The organism is Clostridium folliculivorans (assembly GCF_024341905.1).
Lineage (GTDB): Bacteria > Bacillota > Clostridia > Clostridiales > Clostridiaceae > Clostridium_AR > Clostridium_AR folliculivorans.
In genome coordinates this window covers 426960-443917 of sequence record NZ_BQXY01000002.1, presented here as the reverse complement: position 1 = coordinate 443917, position 16958 = coordinate 426960, and the positions used below count along the sequence as shown (strand labels likewise).

Below are 16958 nucleotides of genomic sequence, written 5' to 3'. Positions count from 1 at the left end.
TTGAAAATAACATTTCCGCATATGGGTAATGTATATCTTGCAGCTAAGGCATTATTTGATGGTCTTGGCATTGATTATGTGATACCTAATCAGAGTAGTAAATCATCTCTTGAAATAGGAGCGTTACATTCGCCTGAAGAGATATGTCTTCCATTTAAGATTATGATTGGTAACTATATTGAGGCAATTGAGCAAGGAGCAGATACTGTAATAATAACTGGAAGTTGTGGACCTTGTAGATTTGGAGAATACTGCGAGATGCAGATGAATCTACTTAAAAAACTTGGTCATGATTTGGACTTTATAGTTATAGATGCTCCAAAAGAAATAGGGGTTAAAGAACTCTTTGCTAGAGTTAGTAAAATATCATCAGTGAGTGAAAAAACTGTTTTTGAGAAATTAAGAGTATTGTATGATGCTTTAAGAGTGGTTAGATTAGTTGATGAAGTAGAAGCCAAAGCACACTATCTTGCTGGTTTTGAAAAAGAAACTGGTACTTGTAAAAGATTGCTGCATAAATGTAAAGCTGAAGCTCTAAAAACTTCAAATCCATCACAAATGATAAAAATCCTTTTAGATTATAAAAAGCAAATAGATAATGTAACTATAGATAGCAAAAAGAATCCTATTAAGATAGCAATAATAGGAGAGATATATACGGTAATAGAACCATTTTCTAATCTATATATCGAAGATAAATTAATGGATTACGGGGTTTCAACAACAAGAAGATTAACTCCTAGTTGGTGGGTAAAAAATACAGCACTTGTTCCAACTAAATTAAATTCTCTAGATATAAGAAAAGGGTCAAAAGAATACCTACCTCTTTATATTGGTGGTCATGCCAGAGAATGTATAGGTGAAGCAGTTTTGGCGCATGAAGAAGGATGTGATGGAGCTATTCAGATTTTTCCAATGGGGTGCATGCCTGAGATTGTTTCAAAAGCTATTTTACCTAAAATATCTAGCGACAAAGACTTTCCTATAATGTCTTTAGTCGTTGATGAGATGACTGGGGAAGCAGGCTATGTCACAAGAATAGAAGCATTTGTAGATTTACTTGAAAGGAGAAAGATGAGATGTACTACCTTGGCGTAGATGTAGGGTCCGTAAGTACTGACTTAGTGCTTATAGATAATCAAATGAATGTGATAGAAAAACTGTATTTAAGGACTAAAGGAAGACCCATAAATGCTATTCAACAAGGCTTTAAGATTCTAAAAGAAAAATATAACGGATTAGAGGTAAATGCAGCAGGAACCACTGGAAGCGGCAGGCATATTGCATCAACACTAATAGGTGCCGATGCAATAAAAAATGAGATAACAGCTCATGCAGTAGCTGCACTAGAGATTGATAAAGATGTAAGAACTATAATTGAGATTGGTGGTCAAGATTCCAAAATTATTGTTTTAAAAAATGGAGTAGTTTCTGATTTTGCAATGAACACTGTATGTGCAGCAGGTACAGGTTCATTCCTAGACAGGCAAGCAGAAAGACTAGATATTCCCATTGAGGAATTTGGTGAATACGCACTTAAATCTACAACTCCTGTAAGAATAGCCGGAAGATGCGCTGTATTTGCAGAATCTGATATGATACATAAACAGCAACTGGGATATAACGATTCTGATATTATAAGAGGTTTATGTGATGCATTAGTAAGAAACTACTTAAATAATATTGGAAAGGGAAAAGATATTGAATCCAAGGTGTTTTTTCAAGGTGGGGTAGCCGCAAATAAAGGGATGAAAGCTGCTTTTGAAAGTTCTTTAGGTTTTGAGATCTTTGTGCCAGAGCACTATAATATGATGGGAGCTATAGGTGCTGCACTTATTGCAAAAGCTGCAGTAGAAAAGAATGGCAAGACTAACTTTAAAGGATTTAAACTTGCAGATAGTAAATTTATATCTAAAAGTTTTGAGTGTGAAGGATGCCCAAATAGGTGTGAAGTTGTTAAAATTAATGAAAACGAAAGTACTATTGGGTGTTTCGGAGATAGATGTGGTAAATGGAGTAGTAAGAAAGCCATATAGTATATAGAATTAATTTATATTTACCAAATTAATTCTATACAAAATATTACTATTATCTTAAATAATAGAGTATAGGTGCTGAAAATTTCAGGTTTTCAGCACCTATACTTTTATTAAACTAAATAACTATATAGTTTTAAAACATTTTATAAAGTTTATCAATAAATGATAAACGGTAAAAACAACTAAATATTTTGATGTAAATGAGTTATAATTTAAAATATAGAAATGTGTTTTTTTACTTATGATTTTTGAAAAGTTTGTCTATATTCTAAAATATGATTTGTATGATAGGTATATTAAGGGAGAATTTATGAAAAAGTTAAAGATTGAAGAGATAAAAATTTATGAGACTTTCGAAAATAAATTGGCTGAGTGCCCGTTTTGTGTTTTGGAAAAGAGTTATGAGGAACAACTTATGCACTCTATTTTAGGTGAAAGAATAATGGATGTTGATTTCTATCCTAAAATAGGAAATGAGCATAAGTTCTGTGAAAATCATATTGAAAAATTAAATAGAGGTAGTGATAAATTAGGCTTAGCAATAATGCTGGATAAAATAATAAATGAGGAAAAGAAAAAACTACATAAAAATAAACCCCTACAAAAAAAAGATAATTCGGTAGTTAAGAAGTTATTGTCTTTATCAAAAAATTCTAGTGCACCTTCAAATGGAAAAACGAACTATGAATGCTTTATATGTAGTAAACTTGATGAAAACAATAAAGATAATATTAAGACAAGCGTTGAACTATGGAATAAGGACATGGATTTTAGATTACTTTATAAAGAGTCTAGAGGGTTTTGCAATAACCATTATATAAATATGATTAATGAGTTGGAGAAATCATCTGAAAAGAAAGGTATAGCTGATATATATGAAGTTACTAATGAGATACATTTAAAGAATTTAGAAAGACTTCAAGAAGAACTACAATGGTTTATTAAAAAGTTTGATTATCTTAATTCTGATAAACCTTGGGGAACATCTAAAGATTCTGTACAAAGAGCTCTTCAAAAACTTTTGGGAAACTACTAATTCATGTTAATTTTTATATTAGATGATTAAAAACTCTGCTTAGAATCAAGCAGAGTTTTTAAAAATTAGATTTTAGATTATACTGGCAGATTTTTTTTTGTTAATTACTATAATTTTTATGTTTGTGTATATTAAGAGTTGGATAACTTTGGATTGTTGTTTATTATTATATATATATCCAGTAAAACTAAGTTTATTGTAAGCCAGACTAATCCAAAAACATATCCGTTATAAATTGCACTTGGATTTTCCATATTCGATAAAATCGGTGAAATCCCAGATAATAAACATATTAATAAAGTTAATGCGATTAAAATAGTAGCTGATAAATGTTTTTTTACGTATTTTAATACTATGAAGGTAGAAAAACCATATGCAACAATTGACATTAGCCCTTCGTGGCTAGGAAAAGTGTAGTCCATATTACTATAGTAGTTAGTTATTGGATTTAACCGTTTAAATATAGTGTTCAAGGATATACATAACATTTCTCCGCCAACTATAGTGGTAAACAGAAATTGAAGTTCGAGTCTTGGACTGGAACTCTTTCTAATTATTAACATAGCGATAATCAATATTAAAATAACTATAAAAATATTTGAAGTCAAGAATGTTAGTATGGTAATAAATTTTGATAAGCTATTTGAAAAAATATCTTTGATATAATATGTTGCTACTAAATTAAATTGATTTAAATCGGATGTTATATAGTCTTGAACTATTCCTACAATTAGTGCAAAGATTCCTATTAGTGCGAGAGTTAATATACTTATAACATTACGATTTTTAGCGAAGGAATATACATATATGAATGTATTGTTAAGTATTTTATAACTAAACTTTGCAAGTTTGAATCCGTGATTCTTATATGAATATATAATTCCAATAACCATAAGTAATATAAGAAAAATATAGGACATGTATTTTGATATGTAACTATCAAGTTTCTCCCAATTTGGACCTAAAAACATACCTAAGGATATAAAAGTAAAAGTCCAAATTAATGCACCTAAATATGCATTTATAGCAAATTTCTTATATGATATTTTGGTTATACCAGAAAAATATCCTGTAATATGCCTAACCCCTGGAATGAAGTATGAGAAGAGTAATAAATTATTTCCATAGGAATTGAACCAATTTGATGGCTTCTCTAAGTTTTTTTTATTTATATGAAAGTACGAAAAGTATTTATTAATAAACTCAATGCCAAATTTACTTCCTATTAGATACGAAATAGTTATTCCTAATATTACACCCAAAGTAGCTGACAAAACACTTAGAAAGAGATTAAGTTTAGATTCATATATGAGAAAACCACAGTAAGTCATCATTATTTCGCCAGGGAGAGGAAATGCGATAAGTTCTAAGGTTAAACTTATTAATAAAATGGCGTAACTATAACTATTGAAGAGATTCATTATAAATTGCACAGTATCACCTCCTACTATAATATAGATGCATTATTTCATTAAAAAAATGTGTTTTCAAATTGAAGTGATGAATCTGCATCTCTTATCATAAGTATTTGTAATAAAACCATTTTTTATGTCTAAATTATTCCATAAAAGAAAATTTTACAAATAGAATGCTGTTTATTATAATTATAATGCAAATATAGTATTGGAAAATTTGGAGGAATCATGATCAGAAAACTTTCAAGGGGATTAGGAACTTCTATAAAAAAATTTACTGGAAAAGGCAAGAATTTAAAAAAAGAAATTGGAGCCTTATATTTGGCTTATAAAAGAAATGACATTCCAATATATACGAAAATAATTATTATGGTTGTAGTTGCATATGCATTAAGTCCCATAGATCTCATACCGGATTTTATCCCGGTTCTAGGCTTTCTTGATGATCTAATAATTCTTCCTTTAGGAATTGCTTTAGCTGTTAGACTTATACCAAAGAACGTTATGGAGGAGTGTAGAATTGATGCTGAAAGACAGTATAATAAGATCAAAAAGAAAAGCTATTTATTTGCTATTGTAATAATAATTGTTTGGATTATTCTTATTACCTACATAATTTTAAAGATTAGAAGTTGGTTTACTTAAAATCTCAAGTAATATAAGAATAGAATATCATTTAAATGATATTCTATTTTGCTTTTATAAATTAAATTCTATCATTATACATAACACTAGTAATTAAAAGAATATATGTTAAAGCTTTACTGTCTATAAACGAAATATTATATATGACGTATAAGAAATCATTAGGGGGAATTATTATGTTAAAAATATCAGAAAATGAAGTGCTAGAAGCATTTTACACAGTATTACCATATTTAATGGTTTTATTTGATGATGAAGCATCTTTTGCGATTACCGATGAAGATAAATATTTGTTAATTGAAAACTGCAGTAACTTACAGATTAAAGGAAAAGCAGGGGACATAATTCCTAAAGGTGGAGCTATACATAAAGCAATTAGTTCAGGAAAAACAATTATAATGGATGTTCCGAAGGAAGTGTACGGCATACCTTTTAAGTCATATGCAATTCCTATAAAGAATGATAATAATATAGTAGTTGGTTCGATTGTGATAGGTAAATCTCTAGAAAAAAGAAATCAAGTGCTATCAACCTCAGAGGCAGTAGCAGCTTCACTTGAACAGATATCTGCATCTATCCAAAGTTTGACAGAGGGAATGCAGAGAGTTGCTAATTCTAACAATGAAATTTTAAGTGAGGTAAAGGTTGCAAAAGAAAGCACAAAAGGAACAGATGATATTTTAAGATTTGTTGAAAATGTTTCGCATCAAACTAATCTGTTGGGTATAAATGCTGCTATTGAAGCTGCAAGAGCTGGAGATCTCGGTAAAGGATTTGGAGTAGTAGCACAAGAAATTAGAAAATTATCAGCTTCAAGTAGCGAGTCAATAAAAAAGATAAACAGTGTACTTACTGAGATTGAAGGATCAGTTGGAAATATTTCAACGAAAGTGAGTGACACAAGTATTGTTTTTGAGTCACATGCAGCAACTTTTGAAGAAATATCGGCTTCAATTCAAGAACTAAGTGCAAATGCCAATATTTTAGATCAATTAGCGAGAAAGCTTTAATATAAAAGTCACTACTTTGATATAGATGTACCTCTTCGAACAGAAATCTATTTTTAAAACTCTCACGGGTTCTGGTGAGAGAATTTAAAAATAATAAATTTTATTACGAAGTGGTACATCCATATGTTCGCAATATGAAAGTAATGACTTTTTTATTTTAAAGGAAAGTATATGGTTTTTATATTACTAAACCTAATAATTTTGATAGATTTTTAAGAATATGTATCTGAAGTATTAAGTTTATGTGAATTTGATTGTTTTATTGATAAAATGTTATGTATAATATTACCATAAGATAAATTAGAAGCAAGTAAAGTTTAAAAAGGAGAAAAAATGGCTGTACTAATCCCTCAAAAGGTCGAGCAAGTACTTTTTGCTTATGAGAATGAATTAAAATGTACTTTTAATAATAAAATTTTTGGAGTGTACATATATAACTCTGTTACATTGGGAAATTTTGACGACAGTAAGAGTGATATAGATTTTCTAACAATTATTAATGAAGATTTTGATGATGTAGATTTAAAAAAATTAAAATTAATTCATCAAAAACTTTTGAATGCATACAAATATGCTAGTAAGATGGAAGGGATGTATATAAGAATTGATAAAGTGGGTAAAGGAAATGATGAGATTCCACCATATGTATACTTTTCAAATAAAAAGCTTCATGAGTATGGATATTATGATATAAATTCTGTTACTTGGTGGATGCTGAGAAATTATGGAGTTGCCATAAAGAGCCCAAGTATTTCAAATTTGCAGTTAAATATTGAATGGAAAAACGTAATAACAAACATGAACTATAATATTAATTGTTATTGGAAAAGAAAACTAGAAAATAAATTTATCTTTATAACAGATTACTGGATTGAATTTTCAATTTTAACATTATGCAGGATATTATATACTTTTGAAAATAATAAAATTACCTCCAAGACAGAGGCTGCGAAATTTGCAGCTAATATGATGGTAAATGAAAAATACAAAATGATTATTTCAGAAGCGTTAAGGATAAGAACTGGAGCTTCGAAAAAGTCTTTGTACAAGGGTAGAGTGGATAGACTACGAGATGCAAGAGATTTCGTTGAAAATATAATAATTTATTGTAATGATAAATATAATTTGATTTAGAAATTTAACTCTTCAACCTTAAACTAGTTTTAAGAATTAGAGAAAACTTACTTGTTTATAGCTTTCAGATATTTATTCTTTGCTTTAAAGCATTCGTTTATATGAACTATATGATGTCGTGTAACGGGCATAAGTAGGATACCAGAAATAGTTTTTTTGCTCCAAAAGTCAATAAGCCAATTTGCATCAGGGAGATTGGATACAGCTTTTTCTTCAATAATTCTACTTAATGCTTCTTTAGAAAATTTTCTTTTTAGATCTGTAAATTCAAGATTTCTAATAATATGTTGAGACTTTCTTCCTACAGCTATTCTGTAGTTACGAAGTTCATTTATTTCTAAGCCTTTGCTAAATTCCAAGATTTCGATTGGATTAAGCTCATTTCCAGTAGTACAAATTGAAGATTGTGTTCTTCTAAGCCAATCTTCAGTATTAATTACCTGTTCATCACCAGCTACAAGAATATTCATTGTTATATCTTCAATTCTAGCTGAGTGCCACAAACCATATAAGATTGTTCTACCTTTCTCGTTAGTAGAAGTTCTTAAAGTGGTTTCATCTAAATTTTCCCATAAATCATCCTCAAAGCTATTTGTTGTTATAGATGACATTTCAGAAAGATGCACCATAGAGTGCTGATTTAGACATAGTTTAATAGCCGTTTCAAAGTTAGTGTTGTCTAATAGAAATGATTTTAATTTCTTTTGATTTTCATTCCACTGGAATTTTTTATCTACCATAATTCTTAATCTCCCTTATATTACAAAACACTGCTGAATCTTAAATCACAATATAGTTTAAAATACTTTCATACAATTATAACATATATTTACAAAAGTTTAAAAATTCAATTATTAAGTATAAAACCTAAAAATCAGTGAATTATATAATGGGGATGTCTACTGAATGTTAAAAGTAACCAATACTAATTATTAATAAAAAATAACTTGCACTTATAGAAAGTTGTAGTAAAATTATACCAAAGAGATGAGAAGAAATATTTATGAAGAGAGGGTGATTTTTTTGAACTCAAAGTATGAAAGACTATTTGAATCGAGAAAACTTTTAGGAGGAAAAACAGTTAAGAATCCAATGGTGATGTCTCCTATGACTACTTTTGCTGGCCAATCAAACGGAAATGTTTCTGAAGCAGAGTTATTGTATTATAAAAGAAGAGCAAAAAATGTTGGTATGGTAATAACGGCTACAACATATGTTACTCCATCTGGTAAAGGGTTTTCAGGACAATTTGCAGCTTATTCAGATGAATTTTTGCCTAGTTTAAAGTTGCTGGCTCAAACTATCAAAGAAGAAGGAGCGTTAGCGATACTTCAAATTTTCCATGCTGGAAGAATGGCGTTGCCAAATGAAATACCAAATGGGGAAACCATAAGCGCAAGTGCAGTAGCTCCAGTTAGAGCTGGGACTATTACACCAAGAGAAATGACAGATGACGAAATATATTATACCATAAAAGCTTTTGGTGAAACTACAAGAAGGGCTATTTTAGCTGGATTTGATGGTGTTGAAATACATGGAGCTAACACTTACCTAATTCAGCAATTTTTCTCACCGCACTCAAATAGAAGAAACGATAACTGGGGAGGAAATATTGAGAAAAGAATGAAATTTCCTTTAGCCGTAATAGATGAAGTAAATAAAGCAGTAAAAAATGAAGGGAAAAGTGATTTCATTGTAGGGTATCGCTTTTCTCCTGAGGAACTGGAGAACCCAGGAATAACTTTAGAGGATACTTTGGCATTTGTAGATGTGCTATCAAAACAAGACTTAAATTACTTACATGTATCATTAAATAACTTTTGGCAAGGTTCGATTAGAAATAACTCAATAACAGACCCTACTATATTAAAGATTAAAGATAAGATTGAGGGAAGAGTACCACTAATAGGTGTGGGATCTATTCATACTCCCGATGAGGCGCTGAAGGCGTTGGATAGTGGAATAGAATTTTTAGCATTAGGAAGAGAGCTAATAATGGAGCCTGAGTGGTTGGAAAAGGTTAAAGATGATAAAATTGATGAGATACGCACTTCAATAAGTAAAAGTGATAAGAATATATTAGATATACCTGAAGTTCTTTGGGAAAATATTATAAATGCGCCAGGATGGTTTCCTATAACAGATTAATTAGTTTGTATTACATGCATAAAGATGTATCATAGGATTCGAGAACTATTTTTATAATAAAAATTAGATTTTATTACTAAAATTAAAAATAAGAGGTTGATTTATATAAATATTAATGTTATTATATAAATGTAACTTAAATGAAACGTAAATAATGTAACACAAATATATTTCAATTAGTGCTTATTATTATGAGGACATCGAAATTTTATTGTGAATTATTACAGAAGTTTAAGAAAAAAATAAAATTTCGGAGGTACACAGAATGACTGGTACAGTTAAATGGTTTAATGCAGAAAAAGGATACGGATTTATAACAGGAGAAGATGGAAAAGACGTTTTCGCTCATTTCTCACAAATCCAAAAAGAAGGTTACAAGAGTCTTGAAGAAGGACAAAAAGTAAACTACGAAGTAGCTCAAGGACCTAAGGGACCTCAAGCTGAAAATATCACTTTAGCTTAATAGTTGATATTTAACCCTTAAAGATTTTTCTTTAAGGGTTTTTATTTATTTATTTATTTATTTATTTATTTATTTATTTCAAAACTTTATATGTTTAATTGGTTGTAGCTATAATTCATTGATATAAATGGATTATGGCTATTTTTATTTTACAATAATAGTGAAATGAGACTTTATTAAAAATGTAATTTGCAATAAGGGGTATGTGCTTGAATGAAATTGAACTTATGAGGAAAGTTGGTATCATTTTAGTTTGAGTGATGCCTGTATATAGATATTTGATTGAGATATTTTATATGAACATGGAAAGAATATTTAAAGAAGGATAAATTAGAATGAGTTTGTCTTGCAACACTGCTGGTTGTTTTTATTCTTACAGATGTAGCAGTTGATTGTAAAACTTATGTTTTTAGGTTTTATAACTAGAAACTATAAAAGCTTTGGAGATAGTTTTCTGGTTGAAGTAGTTTCTCTATAAAAATTAGTAGCTTAGAAAGGATGTTATATATGAGTGAAATTGCTAGAAGATTGAATCAATGTAGAAGACCCACTGGTGATGTAGGGAAGATAGTTGTTGAAAACATGAATGAAAGTCACTATAATCTCACTACTTGGGGGCTTGAAAAAATTGATGTAAATAAGAATTGTTTTATTTTAGATATTGGTTGTGGGGGAGGAAAAACAGTAAATCGGTTAGCGGAAAAAGCTGAGAGTGGAAAAGTTTATGGTATGGACTATTCAGATGATTGTGTTAAATGGTCTATTGATTTGAATAAGAAACTTATTGATGAAAATAAAGTAGAAATCTTTCAGGGAACTGCTGAGAGTATTCCTTTTAAAAATGAAAAGTTTGATTTAATTACTGCTGTAGAAACAATATACTTTTGGCCTAATATTAAAGGTTGTTTTGAAGAGATAAAAAGAATATTAAAGATTGAAGGGACTTTTGTAATTATAAATGAAATGTATAGAAGCGACAAATTTAAAGAAAGAAATGAAAAATTTGAGGAAGTAGGGAATATGAATATATTTAGTTCTGATGAGCTTGAACTGTTATTAAAGGATGTGGGTTTTGGAAAAATAGAAATTGATCTGATAGAAGATAAGAATTGGTTAAGGTGCATGTGTAAAAAAAATAAGTGAGGACGAGGTGAGGGGGAATTTTGTATTTCTCCTTGTTTTTTGCTATGTCAGTTGTTATGAAAAAATAAAATGATAAAGTTGAATTTAACACAATATATAAATAAGTTTTCTAAATCCAAATAAATAACATAAAATAGTATATGATTTAACTTAATGTATAATGAAGGGGTATAATTAAATAAAAGTGTAAAATATTTTCTTTGAAATCATTGACTTGTATGCTCAATAATGTAATATTAATAGTATAGATGTCCGTACAAATATGATAAATTCAATCTGGCATAAAACTATATCTAATTATTACTATACTTTTGAATTAATACATTGCAATAGAATCTGTTTTAAAATTATGCAATGTGAACTATGAAGGTTTTAAATGGATCTTTGATAATTAAGTTGTATTTCATTAATTTAGTAAAGTTTAAAAGCATATCTTGATTTCTTTTTAAAGGATTTTAAACTAATGTGTTTTTGTAGGTATATAGTAGAACTTGGTTATAATAAATCTAGTTAAAAAAGACTGGCAACACCAAAAAAGGTTGATTTCTAATAAATTATATTTAGCATAATGTAAATTAAATATATTTAAAAACGTATTATAATCGCATAAAATCAGGAATTCACATGTTTGTTTTAATAAATTATAAAATATTTTAAATAAATTTAAAGTAAAGCATTGACTTAATATTTATACGAGTTATAATATAATCAAGGAACAAACAAATGAAAAAGCAATAATAGTGAGAAAATAAATATTTTTTTAACGAAAATGAAAATGTTTACTAGAAAATTATACACTATAATTGTTGAGTTTGAAAGTGTAAAATGTTTTCCTCTGCTTTTCAATCTTTAAAAGAGAGAAAGACGAAGACAAGCTTAATATTATTTCATATAATATTAAAACAAAAGAAAAATGAGTTAAAAGCTTTAAACTCATGGAAGTATAGGCCTAAACTAAATAATTTTACAAAACATTAAAATTCTACGTTTAAAACTATCAAGGGGGAGAATGTATGTTAAAAAGATCAAAAAAAATAATGTCAATTCTTATTACTGCAGTAGTAGTAGCGTCAGTATTTGTAGGTTGTGGAAATAAGAAAGAAACTGCTTCATCTGATGGAAAAATCGAACTTACTTGGATGTGTTATGGACAACCACAAGAAACTAAGGTTTTTGATCAAGTAATAAAGAAATTTGAAGCTAAGTATCCAAATGTAAAGGTTAAGATCGTTTCTACTACAGCTGATCAATATGGACAAAAAATACAAGCCTCAATGGCATCAAAGAAACTACCCGATGTATTATACATGAATCCAGGAGATGTAAAAGCTTGGGTTAATTCAGGAAATATATTGGATATGACTCCGTATCTTAAAAAGGCAGAAGAAGCTAAAATATTAGATTTATCTGATATATGGCCAAAAGGACTTGCAAAATATAAATACGATGGTGAAAAGATTGGACAAGGAGATCAATATGCGCTACCAAAGGATATAGGACCTTTCGGATTTGGATATAACAAAGATATGTTTATAAAAGCCGGAATTCCTCTTCCAGATAAAAATAAGCCTTATACATGGGATGAATGGATTGATGTTTGTAAGAAGCTTACTAAGGACACAAACGGCGATGGAAAAATGGATCAATGGGGAACTGGTTTAAATGTTAACTGGACACTTCAAAGTTTTGTATGGAGTAACGGAGCAGACTTCTTAGATGAATCTAAGACAAAAGTAACTGTTGATGATCCAAAGTTCGCTGAAGCATTACAATTCTTCGCAGATCAAACTTTAAAAAATAAAATAACTCCTTCGGCACAAGAAGGTCAAACACTTGATACTTATCAAAGATGGTTAAAAGGACAATTAGCATTTTTTGCTGTAGCTCCATGGGATATAGCAGCATTTAAGGATCTTCCTTTCAAATATGACATAATACCATATCCAGCAAGCCCTGCAACTGGTAAGTCGGCTACATGGTTAGGATCAGTTGGTTTTGCAGTTGGAGCGAATACAAAACACCCACAAGAAGCTGTTAACTTAGCAACATTCTTATCAACAGATAAAGATGCAAATAAGATGGTTTCAGAAATGCAAATCCAGGTTCCAAACTTAATGTCAATGGCTAAGAATGAATATGTGAATAATGCAAATATTCAACCTGAAAATAAGCAAGAATTCCTAAATATAATTGAAAATACTGGTAGATCAATGCCAGCAGAGTACACTTACAATGCTGAATGGATCAATAAGTTCTTCGAAGGAATTCAACCAGTTTTAGATGGTAAGAAGACAGCAGCAGCTTACTGTAAAGAAGTTCAACCTAAGATGCAAGAACTTTTAGACAAAGCTATTGAAAGAGAAAAGAAAGAAAAGAAGAAATAATTTAAAATAATCATTTATTTATTGCAGAAGAGACCATTATTCTTCTGCAATAAATAAAGATTCAGTACTTAAATGTAAAAATAGCTAGAAATAATAAGGTAAGCGCGGTAATTAATATAATAATAGGTGGTGGAATCATGGCTATAAAATCAGACTATTATGCTAAAGAGCGTAAAGCAGGTCTATTATTTGTTCTTGCACCAGTACTTGGTTTTTTCCTTTTTGCCTTTGGCCCGTTAATGTTTTCGCTTTATGCAGGATTCACTGATTGGAGCTCAATAGGTGATATACATTTTGTAGGTCTTCAAAACTTTAAAGATATGTTCCATGATATAAACTTTTGGAGATCGCTTTATAATACAGTATTTATGATGATTGGTATTCCTATCGGACTTATTTTAGCTTTAGCATTAGCACTAATGATGAATAGAAAAATATTCGGAATAAAAGCTTTTAGAGTTATTTATTATATACCAGTTATATCCTCTGTAGCAGCTGTATCAATACTATGGAGATGGGTATATAACGGAGACTACGGTCTACTAAATCAATTATTAGATAGTTGGTTCCATATAAAAGGACCAAACTGGTTATTTAATGAAACTACTGTTAAGCCAGCCATTATGGGGATGGCTATATGGAAGGGTCTTGGAGGCTCTATGCTTTTATACCTAGCAGGTATACAAAGTATTTCAAAAGACTATTACGAAGCAGCTCAATTAGATGGAGCAACTTCTTTTAACATATTTAAATATATCACAATTCCACTTTTAAAGCCGGTTACATTCTATATGGTTATAACAGGCATCATAGGTGGTTCACAAATGTTCGTTGAACCAAACATAATGACTGACAATGGTGGTCCCAACTATAGTGCAGCAACAATAGTTTACTATTTATGGGATAAGGCCTTTAAAAATTACCAAATGGGATATGCCTGTGCAGTTGCATGGCTTCTAGCGATATTCATATTTATAGTTACACTAATTCAATTTAGAAATAATGATACATTCTTCGAAAGCTAACAAGAAAGAGGTGATATAAGTGCTAAATACTGAAACAATCAAAAAGAAACCAAAATACGAAATGTCAGGAATGAAAAGAAGAACTCAGATAGCTAATATAATTATATTTCTTTTATTGTTAGCAGGATCATTGGTCATGATAGTACCATTGCTTTGGATGGTTTCTACTTCCGTAAAAGAGAAACTCCAAGTGTTCCAATTACCACCAGTATGGATACCAAAACCTTTCGTTTGGGGTAAATACTCTGAAATATGGGAAAAGGGGCCGCTATTAAGTGGTTTCATAAACAGCTTAAAGGTTGGGGTAACAGTTACTGTAGTAGGTACTTTTACATCAAGTTTAGCAGCTTTCAGTTTTGCAAAACTTAATTTTCCACATAAAAATAAGATATTTTTAGCTTTACTTGGTACAATGATGATCCCTTTCCCAGTTGTAATGATTCCTCAATTCGTTTTCTTCTCAAAGATAGGTTGGGTAGATTCATTATTACCACTTATAGTTCCGGGATTATTCGGTAACGTAACGATGATATTCTTCTTAAGACAGTATATACAAGGTATACCTAATGATATTATAGACGCAGCAAAAATAGATGGATGTTCCTTCTTTAAAATATATTATAAGATAATATTCCCTCTAACTGGTCCAGCCTTGTCTGCTCAGATAATACTGTGGTTCATGGGAATATGGAATGACTTCTTAGCACCAGCTATATATATAAGTACACCAGAGAAAATGACTATTCAAACTGTTATACAATCATTTAACGCAACATATGCAATTCAAACTGATTATCCACTAATAATGGCAGCATCTGTAGTTGCAATGCTTCCTATTATAATTGTATTTATAGTCTTCCAAAAGTGGATTATAGAGTCTGTGGCAATAAGCGGAGTAAAAGGTTAGTTTTAACATATAGTAGCAGCTTTAAAACTAAAAAGGAGAAATAGTTATGAAAAAAGTAAAATATTTTGTAGACAAAAATTATAAGATTTCAGAAGTGGATCCACGTATGTTTGCTTCTTTCATTGAACATCTAGGAAGGGCAGTTTATACAGGAATATATGAGCCAGATCATCCAACGGCAGATGATCAAGGATTTAGACAAGATGTTATGGAATTAATTAAGGAACTAAAGGTTCCTATGGTTAGATATCCAGGTGGAAATTTTGTATCTGGATATAATTGGAGAGACGGTATAGGACCTAAAGAAGATAGACCTAGGAGACTTGATTACGCATGGAGAACAACTGAAACAAACGAAGTTGGAATTGATGAGTTTGTAGATTGGGCAAAAAAGGCTGATATTGAGCCTATGATAGCTGTTAACTTAGGTACTGGCACTCCTCAAGATGCTGGATATTTTGTTGAATACTGTAATCACCCTGGTGATACAGATTTAAGCGAACTAAGAAAGAAGAATGGACATGAAGAACCACATAATTTTAAATTATGGTGTTTAGGGAATGAAATGGATGGACCATGGCAGATAGGTCATTTGAATGCAGATGACTATGGTAAAAAGGCTTTAGAAGCTGCTAAGATAATGAAATGGGTAGATCCAACAATTGAACTTGTAGCATGCGGAAGCTCAAATGCTGAAATACCAACTTTTCCTGAATGGGACAGAACGGTTCTTGAATATCTTTATGAACAAGTTGATTACATATCCTGCCATAGGTATTATGAGAACTTTGGTAACATTGAGGATTTCTTAGGATCCTTTGCAGATATGGAGAAGTTTATTAATACAATCGTAAGCACAGCTGATTATGTAAAAGCCAAAAAAAGAAGTAATAAAACTATGTATCTTTCTTTTGATGAATGGAATGTTTGGTATCAGAAGAAGATAAAGCTTACTGATTGGGAAGTTGCTCCGCCTATATTGGAAGATATATACTCCTTATTAGATGCTCTAGTGTTTGGAGGATTAATGTGCTCATTGCTTAAGCATGCTGATAGAGTTAAAATAGCGTGTCTTGCTCAATTGGTTAATGTTATAGCGCCTATTTTTACTAGAAAGGGAGGGGCGGTTCTAAAGCAGACTACTTTTTATCCTTTTCAACAGGTATCCACCTATGGTAGAGGAGAAGTGCTAAATGTCTTGCTTGATGCGCCGACTTTTAAAACCAATTTACATGGTGAAATACCAATTGTGCAATCAACAGCTACTTATAATAAAGAAGACAATACTATAACTATATTTGCACTTAATTGTGATCAAATTGATGATGTAGAATTATCAGCAGAGTTAAGATCATTTGGAGGGCTAAAGGTTATAGAACATGTTGTATTAGATGGTCCAGATCTTAATGCTACTAATACTTTCGAAAATCCTGAAAATGTTAAACCAAGGAATGTAGATATTCCTGAAGTTAGAGAAGGTAGTTTAAATATAGTTATTCCGAAACTCTCATGGAATATGATAAGAATTAGTTGTAATAAATAGTTCAAAACATAATTTTCATAATATTATTCTCTAATTTAGGATTTAGTGCACAAGTTAAATTGCTGT

15 protein-coding genes are annotated in these 16958 nt (G+C 30.3%); 13 read left to right on the top strand and 2 right to left on the bottom strand.

The window, feature by feature from the left end; translation table 11 throughout:
- From OCU55_RS08445 to OCU55_RS08435, 3 genes are all read left to right on the top strand, one after another.
- Entirely contained in the window at positions 1-1098 is a 1098-nt protein-coding gene (locus tag OCU55_RS08445) for a 2-hydroxyglutaryl-CoA dehydratase (protein WP_261851863.1), read from the top strand.
- Positions 1080-2036, top strand: a complete 957-nt coding sequence (locus OCU55_RS08440; RefSeq protein WP_261851862.1) for an acyl-CoA dehydratase activase — start codon at positions 1080-1082, stop codon at positions 2034-2036. Before OCU55_RS08445 ends, OCU55_RS08440 begins: the two co-directional genes overlap by 19 nt.
- A 313-nt stretch (positions 2037-2349) precedes the next feature.
- Complete coding sequence (locus OCU55_RS08435) at positions 2350-3075, top strand: DUF6062 family protein (RefSeq protein WP_261851861.1); 726 nt, start codon at positions 2350-2352, stop codon at positions 3073-3075.
- A gap of 131 nt (positions 3076-3206) precedes the next feature.
- Here OCU55_RS08435 and OCU55_RS08430 read toward each other — a convergent pair whose 3' ends face one another.
- Entirely contained in the window at positions 3207-4508 is a 1302-nt protein-coding gene (locus OCU55_RS08430; protein WP_261851860.1) for a VTT domain-containing protein, read from the bottom strand.
- Positions 4509-4718: 210 nt separating this feature from the next.
- On the opposite strand from OCU55_RS08430, the gene OCU55_RS08425 reads away from it, so the two are divergent.
- From OCU55_RS08425 to OCU55_RS08415, 3 genes are all read left to right on the top strand, one after another.
- The gene (locus tag OCU55_RS08425) at positions 4719-5135 is read left to right on the top strand and encodes a YkvA family protein (protein ID WP_261851859.1); all 417 of its coding nucleotides are present in this window, start codon (positions 4719-4721) and stop codon (positions 5133-5135) included.
- A gap of 176 nt (positions 5136-5311) precedes the next feature.
- Entirely contained in the window at positions 5312-6145 is an 834-nt protein-coding gene (locus OCU55_RS08420; RefSeq protein ID WP_261851858.1) for a methyl-accepting chemotaxis protein, read from the top strand.
- A 333-nt stretch (positions 6146-6478) separates the two neighbouring features.
- Positions 6479-7279 carry an aminoglycoside adenylyltransferase domain-containing protein gene (locus OCU55_RS08415; RefSeq protein ID WP_261851857.1) on the top strand — a complete coding sequence of 267 codons (801 nt, stop codon included), beginning with the start codon at positions 6479-6481 and terminating at the stop codon, positions 7277-7279.
- Between the two features lie 47 nt (positions 7280-7326).
- Here the strand turns inward: OCU55_RS08415 and OCU55_RS08410 are convergent, their stop codons facing one another.
- Positions 7327-8019: a DinB family protein gene (locus OCU55_RS08410; RefSeq protein ID WP_261851856.1), complete on the bottom strand. Its 693-nt coding sequence runs from the start codon at positions 8017-8019 to the stop codon at positions 7327-7329.
- Positions 8020-8302: 283 nt separating this feature from the next.
- Here OCU55_RS08410 and OCU55_RS08405 point away from each other — a divergent pair, with 283 nt between their 5' ends.
- From OCU55_RS08405 to arfA, 7 genes are all read left to right on the top strand, one after another.
- Entirely contained in the window at positions 8303-9427 is a 1125-nt protein-coding gene (locus tag OCU55_RS08405) for an NADH-dependent flavin oxidoreductase (protein WP_261851855.1), read from the top strand.
- A 265-nt stretch (positions 9428-9692) separates the two neighbouring features.
- Positions 9693-9890 carry a cold-shock protein gene (locus OCU55_RS08400; RefSeq protein ID WP_261851854.1) on the top strand — a complete coding sequence of 66 codons (198 nt, stop codon included), beginning with the start codon at positions 9693-9695 and terminating at the stop codon, positions 9888-9890.
- Positions 9891-10397: 507 nt separating this feature from the next.
- Positions 10398-11033 carry a class I SAM-dependent methyltransferase gene (locus OCU55_RS08395; protein WP_261851853.1) on the top strand — a complete coding sequence of 212 codons (636 nt, stop codon included), beginning with the start codon at positions 10398-10400 and terminating at the stop codon, positions 11031-11033.
- Positions 11034-12046: 1013 nt separating this feature from the next.
- On the top strand, positions 12047-13417 hold the full coding sequence (locus OCU55_RS08390) for an ABC transporter substrate-binding protein (RefSeq protein WP_261851852.1): 1371 nt from the start codon (positions 12047-12049) through the stop codon (positions 13415-13417).
- Between the two features lie 137 nt (positions 13418-13554).
- Positions 13555-14442: a carbohydrate ABC transporter permease gene (locus OCU55_RS08385; RefSeq protein WP_261851851.1), complete on the top strand. Its 888-nt coding sequence runs from the start codon at positions 13555-13557 to the stop codon at positions 14440-14442.
- A 19-nt stretch (positions 14443-14461) separates the two neighbouring features.
- The gene (locus OCU55_RS08380; RefSeq protein WP_261851850.1) at positions 14462-15349 is read left to right on the top strand and encodes a carbohydrate ABC transporter permease; all 888 of its coding nucleotides are present in this window, start codon (positions 14462-14464) and stop codon (positions 15347-15349) included.
- Positions 15350-15395: 46 nt separating this feature from the next.
- Positions 15396-16892 carry an arabinosylfuranosidase ArfA gene (gene arfA, locus OCU55_RS08375; protein ID WP_261851849.1) on the top strand — a complete coding sequence of 499 codons (1497 nt, stop codon included), beginning with the start codon at positions 15396-15398 and terminating at the stop codon, positions 16890-16892.
- The last annotated feature ends 66 nt before the right edge of the window (positions 16893-16958 follow it).

Coding starts and splice junctions, on each gene's coding strand:
- OCU55_RS08440 (WP_261851862.1), top strand. CDS start 1,080: ATGTACTACCTTGGCGTAGATGTAGGGTCCGTAAGTACTGACTTAGTG.
- OCU55_RS08435 (WP_261851861.1), top strand. CDS start 2,350: ATGAAAAAGTTAAAGATTGAAGAGATAAAAATTTATGAGACTTTCGAA.
- OCU55_RS08425 (WP_261851859.1), top strand. CDS start 4,719: ATGATCAGAAAACTTTCAAGGGGATTAGGAACTTCTATAAAAAAATTT.
- OCU55_RS08420 (WP_261851858.1), top strand. CDS start 5,312: ATGTTAAAAATATCAGAAAATGAAGTGCTAGAAGCATTTTACACAGTA.
- OCU55_RS08415 (WP_261851857.1), top strand. CDS start 6,479: ATGGCTGTACTAATCCCTCAAAAGGTCGAGCAAGTACTTTTTGCTTAT.
- OCU55_RS08410 (WP_261851856.1), bottom strand. CDS start 8,019: ATGGTAGATAAAAAATTCCAGTGGAATGAAAATCAAAAGAAATTAAAA.
- OCU55_RS08400 (WP_261851854.1), top strand. CDS start 9,693: ATGACTGGTACAGTTAAATGGTTTAATGCAGAAAAAGGATACGGATTT.
- OCU55_RS08395 (WP_261851853.1), top strand. CDS start 10,398: ATGAGTGAAATTGCTAGAAGATTGAATCAATGTAGAAGACCCACTGGT.
- OCU55_RS08390 (WP_261851852.1), top strand. CDS start 12,047: ATGTTAAAAAGATCAAAAAAAATAATGTCAATTCTTATTACTGCAGTA.
- OCU55_RS08385 (WP_261851851.1), top strand. CDS start 13,555: ATGGCTATAAAATCAGACTATTATGCTAAAGAGCGTAAAGCAGGTCTA.
- arfA (WP_261851849.1), top strand. CDS start 15,396: ATGAAAAAAGTAAAATATTTTGTAGACAAAAATTATAAGATTTCAGAA.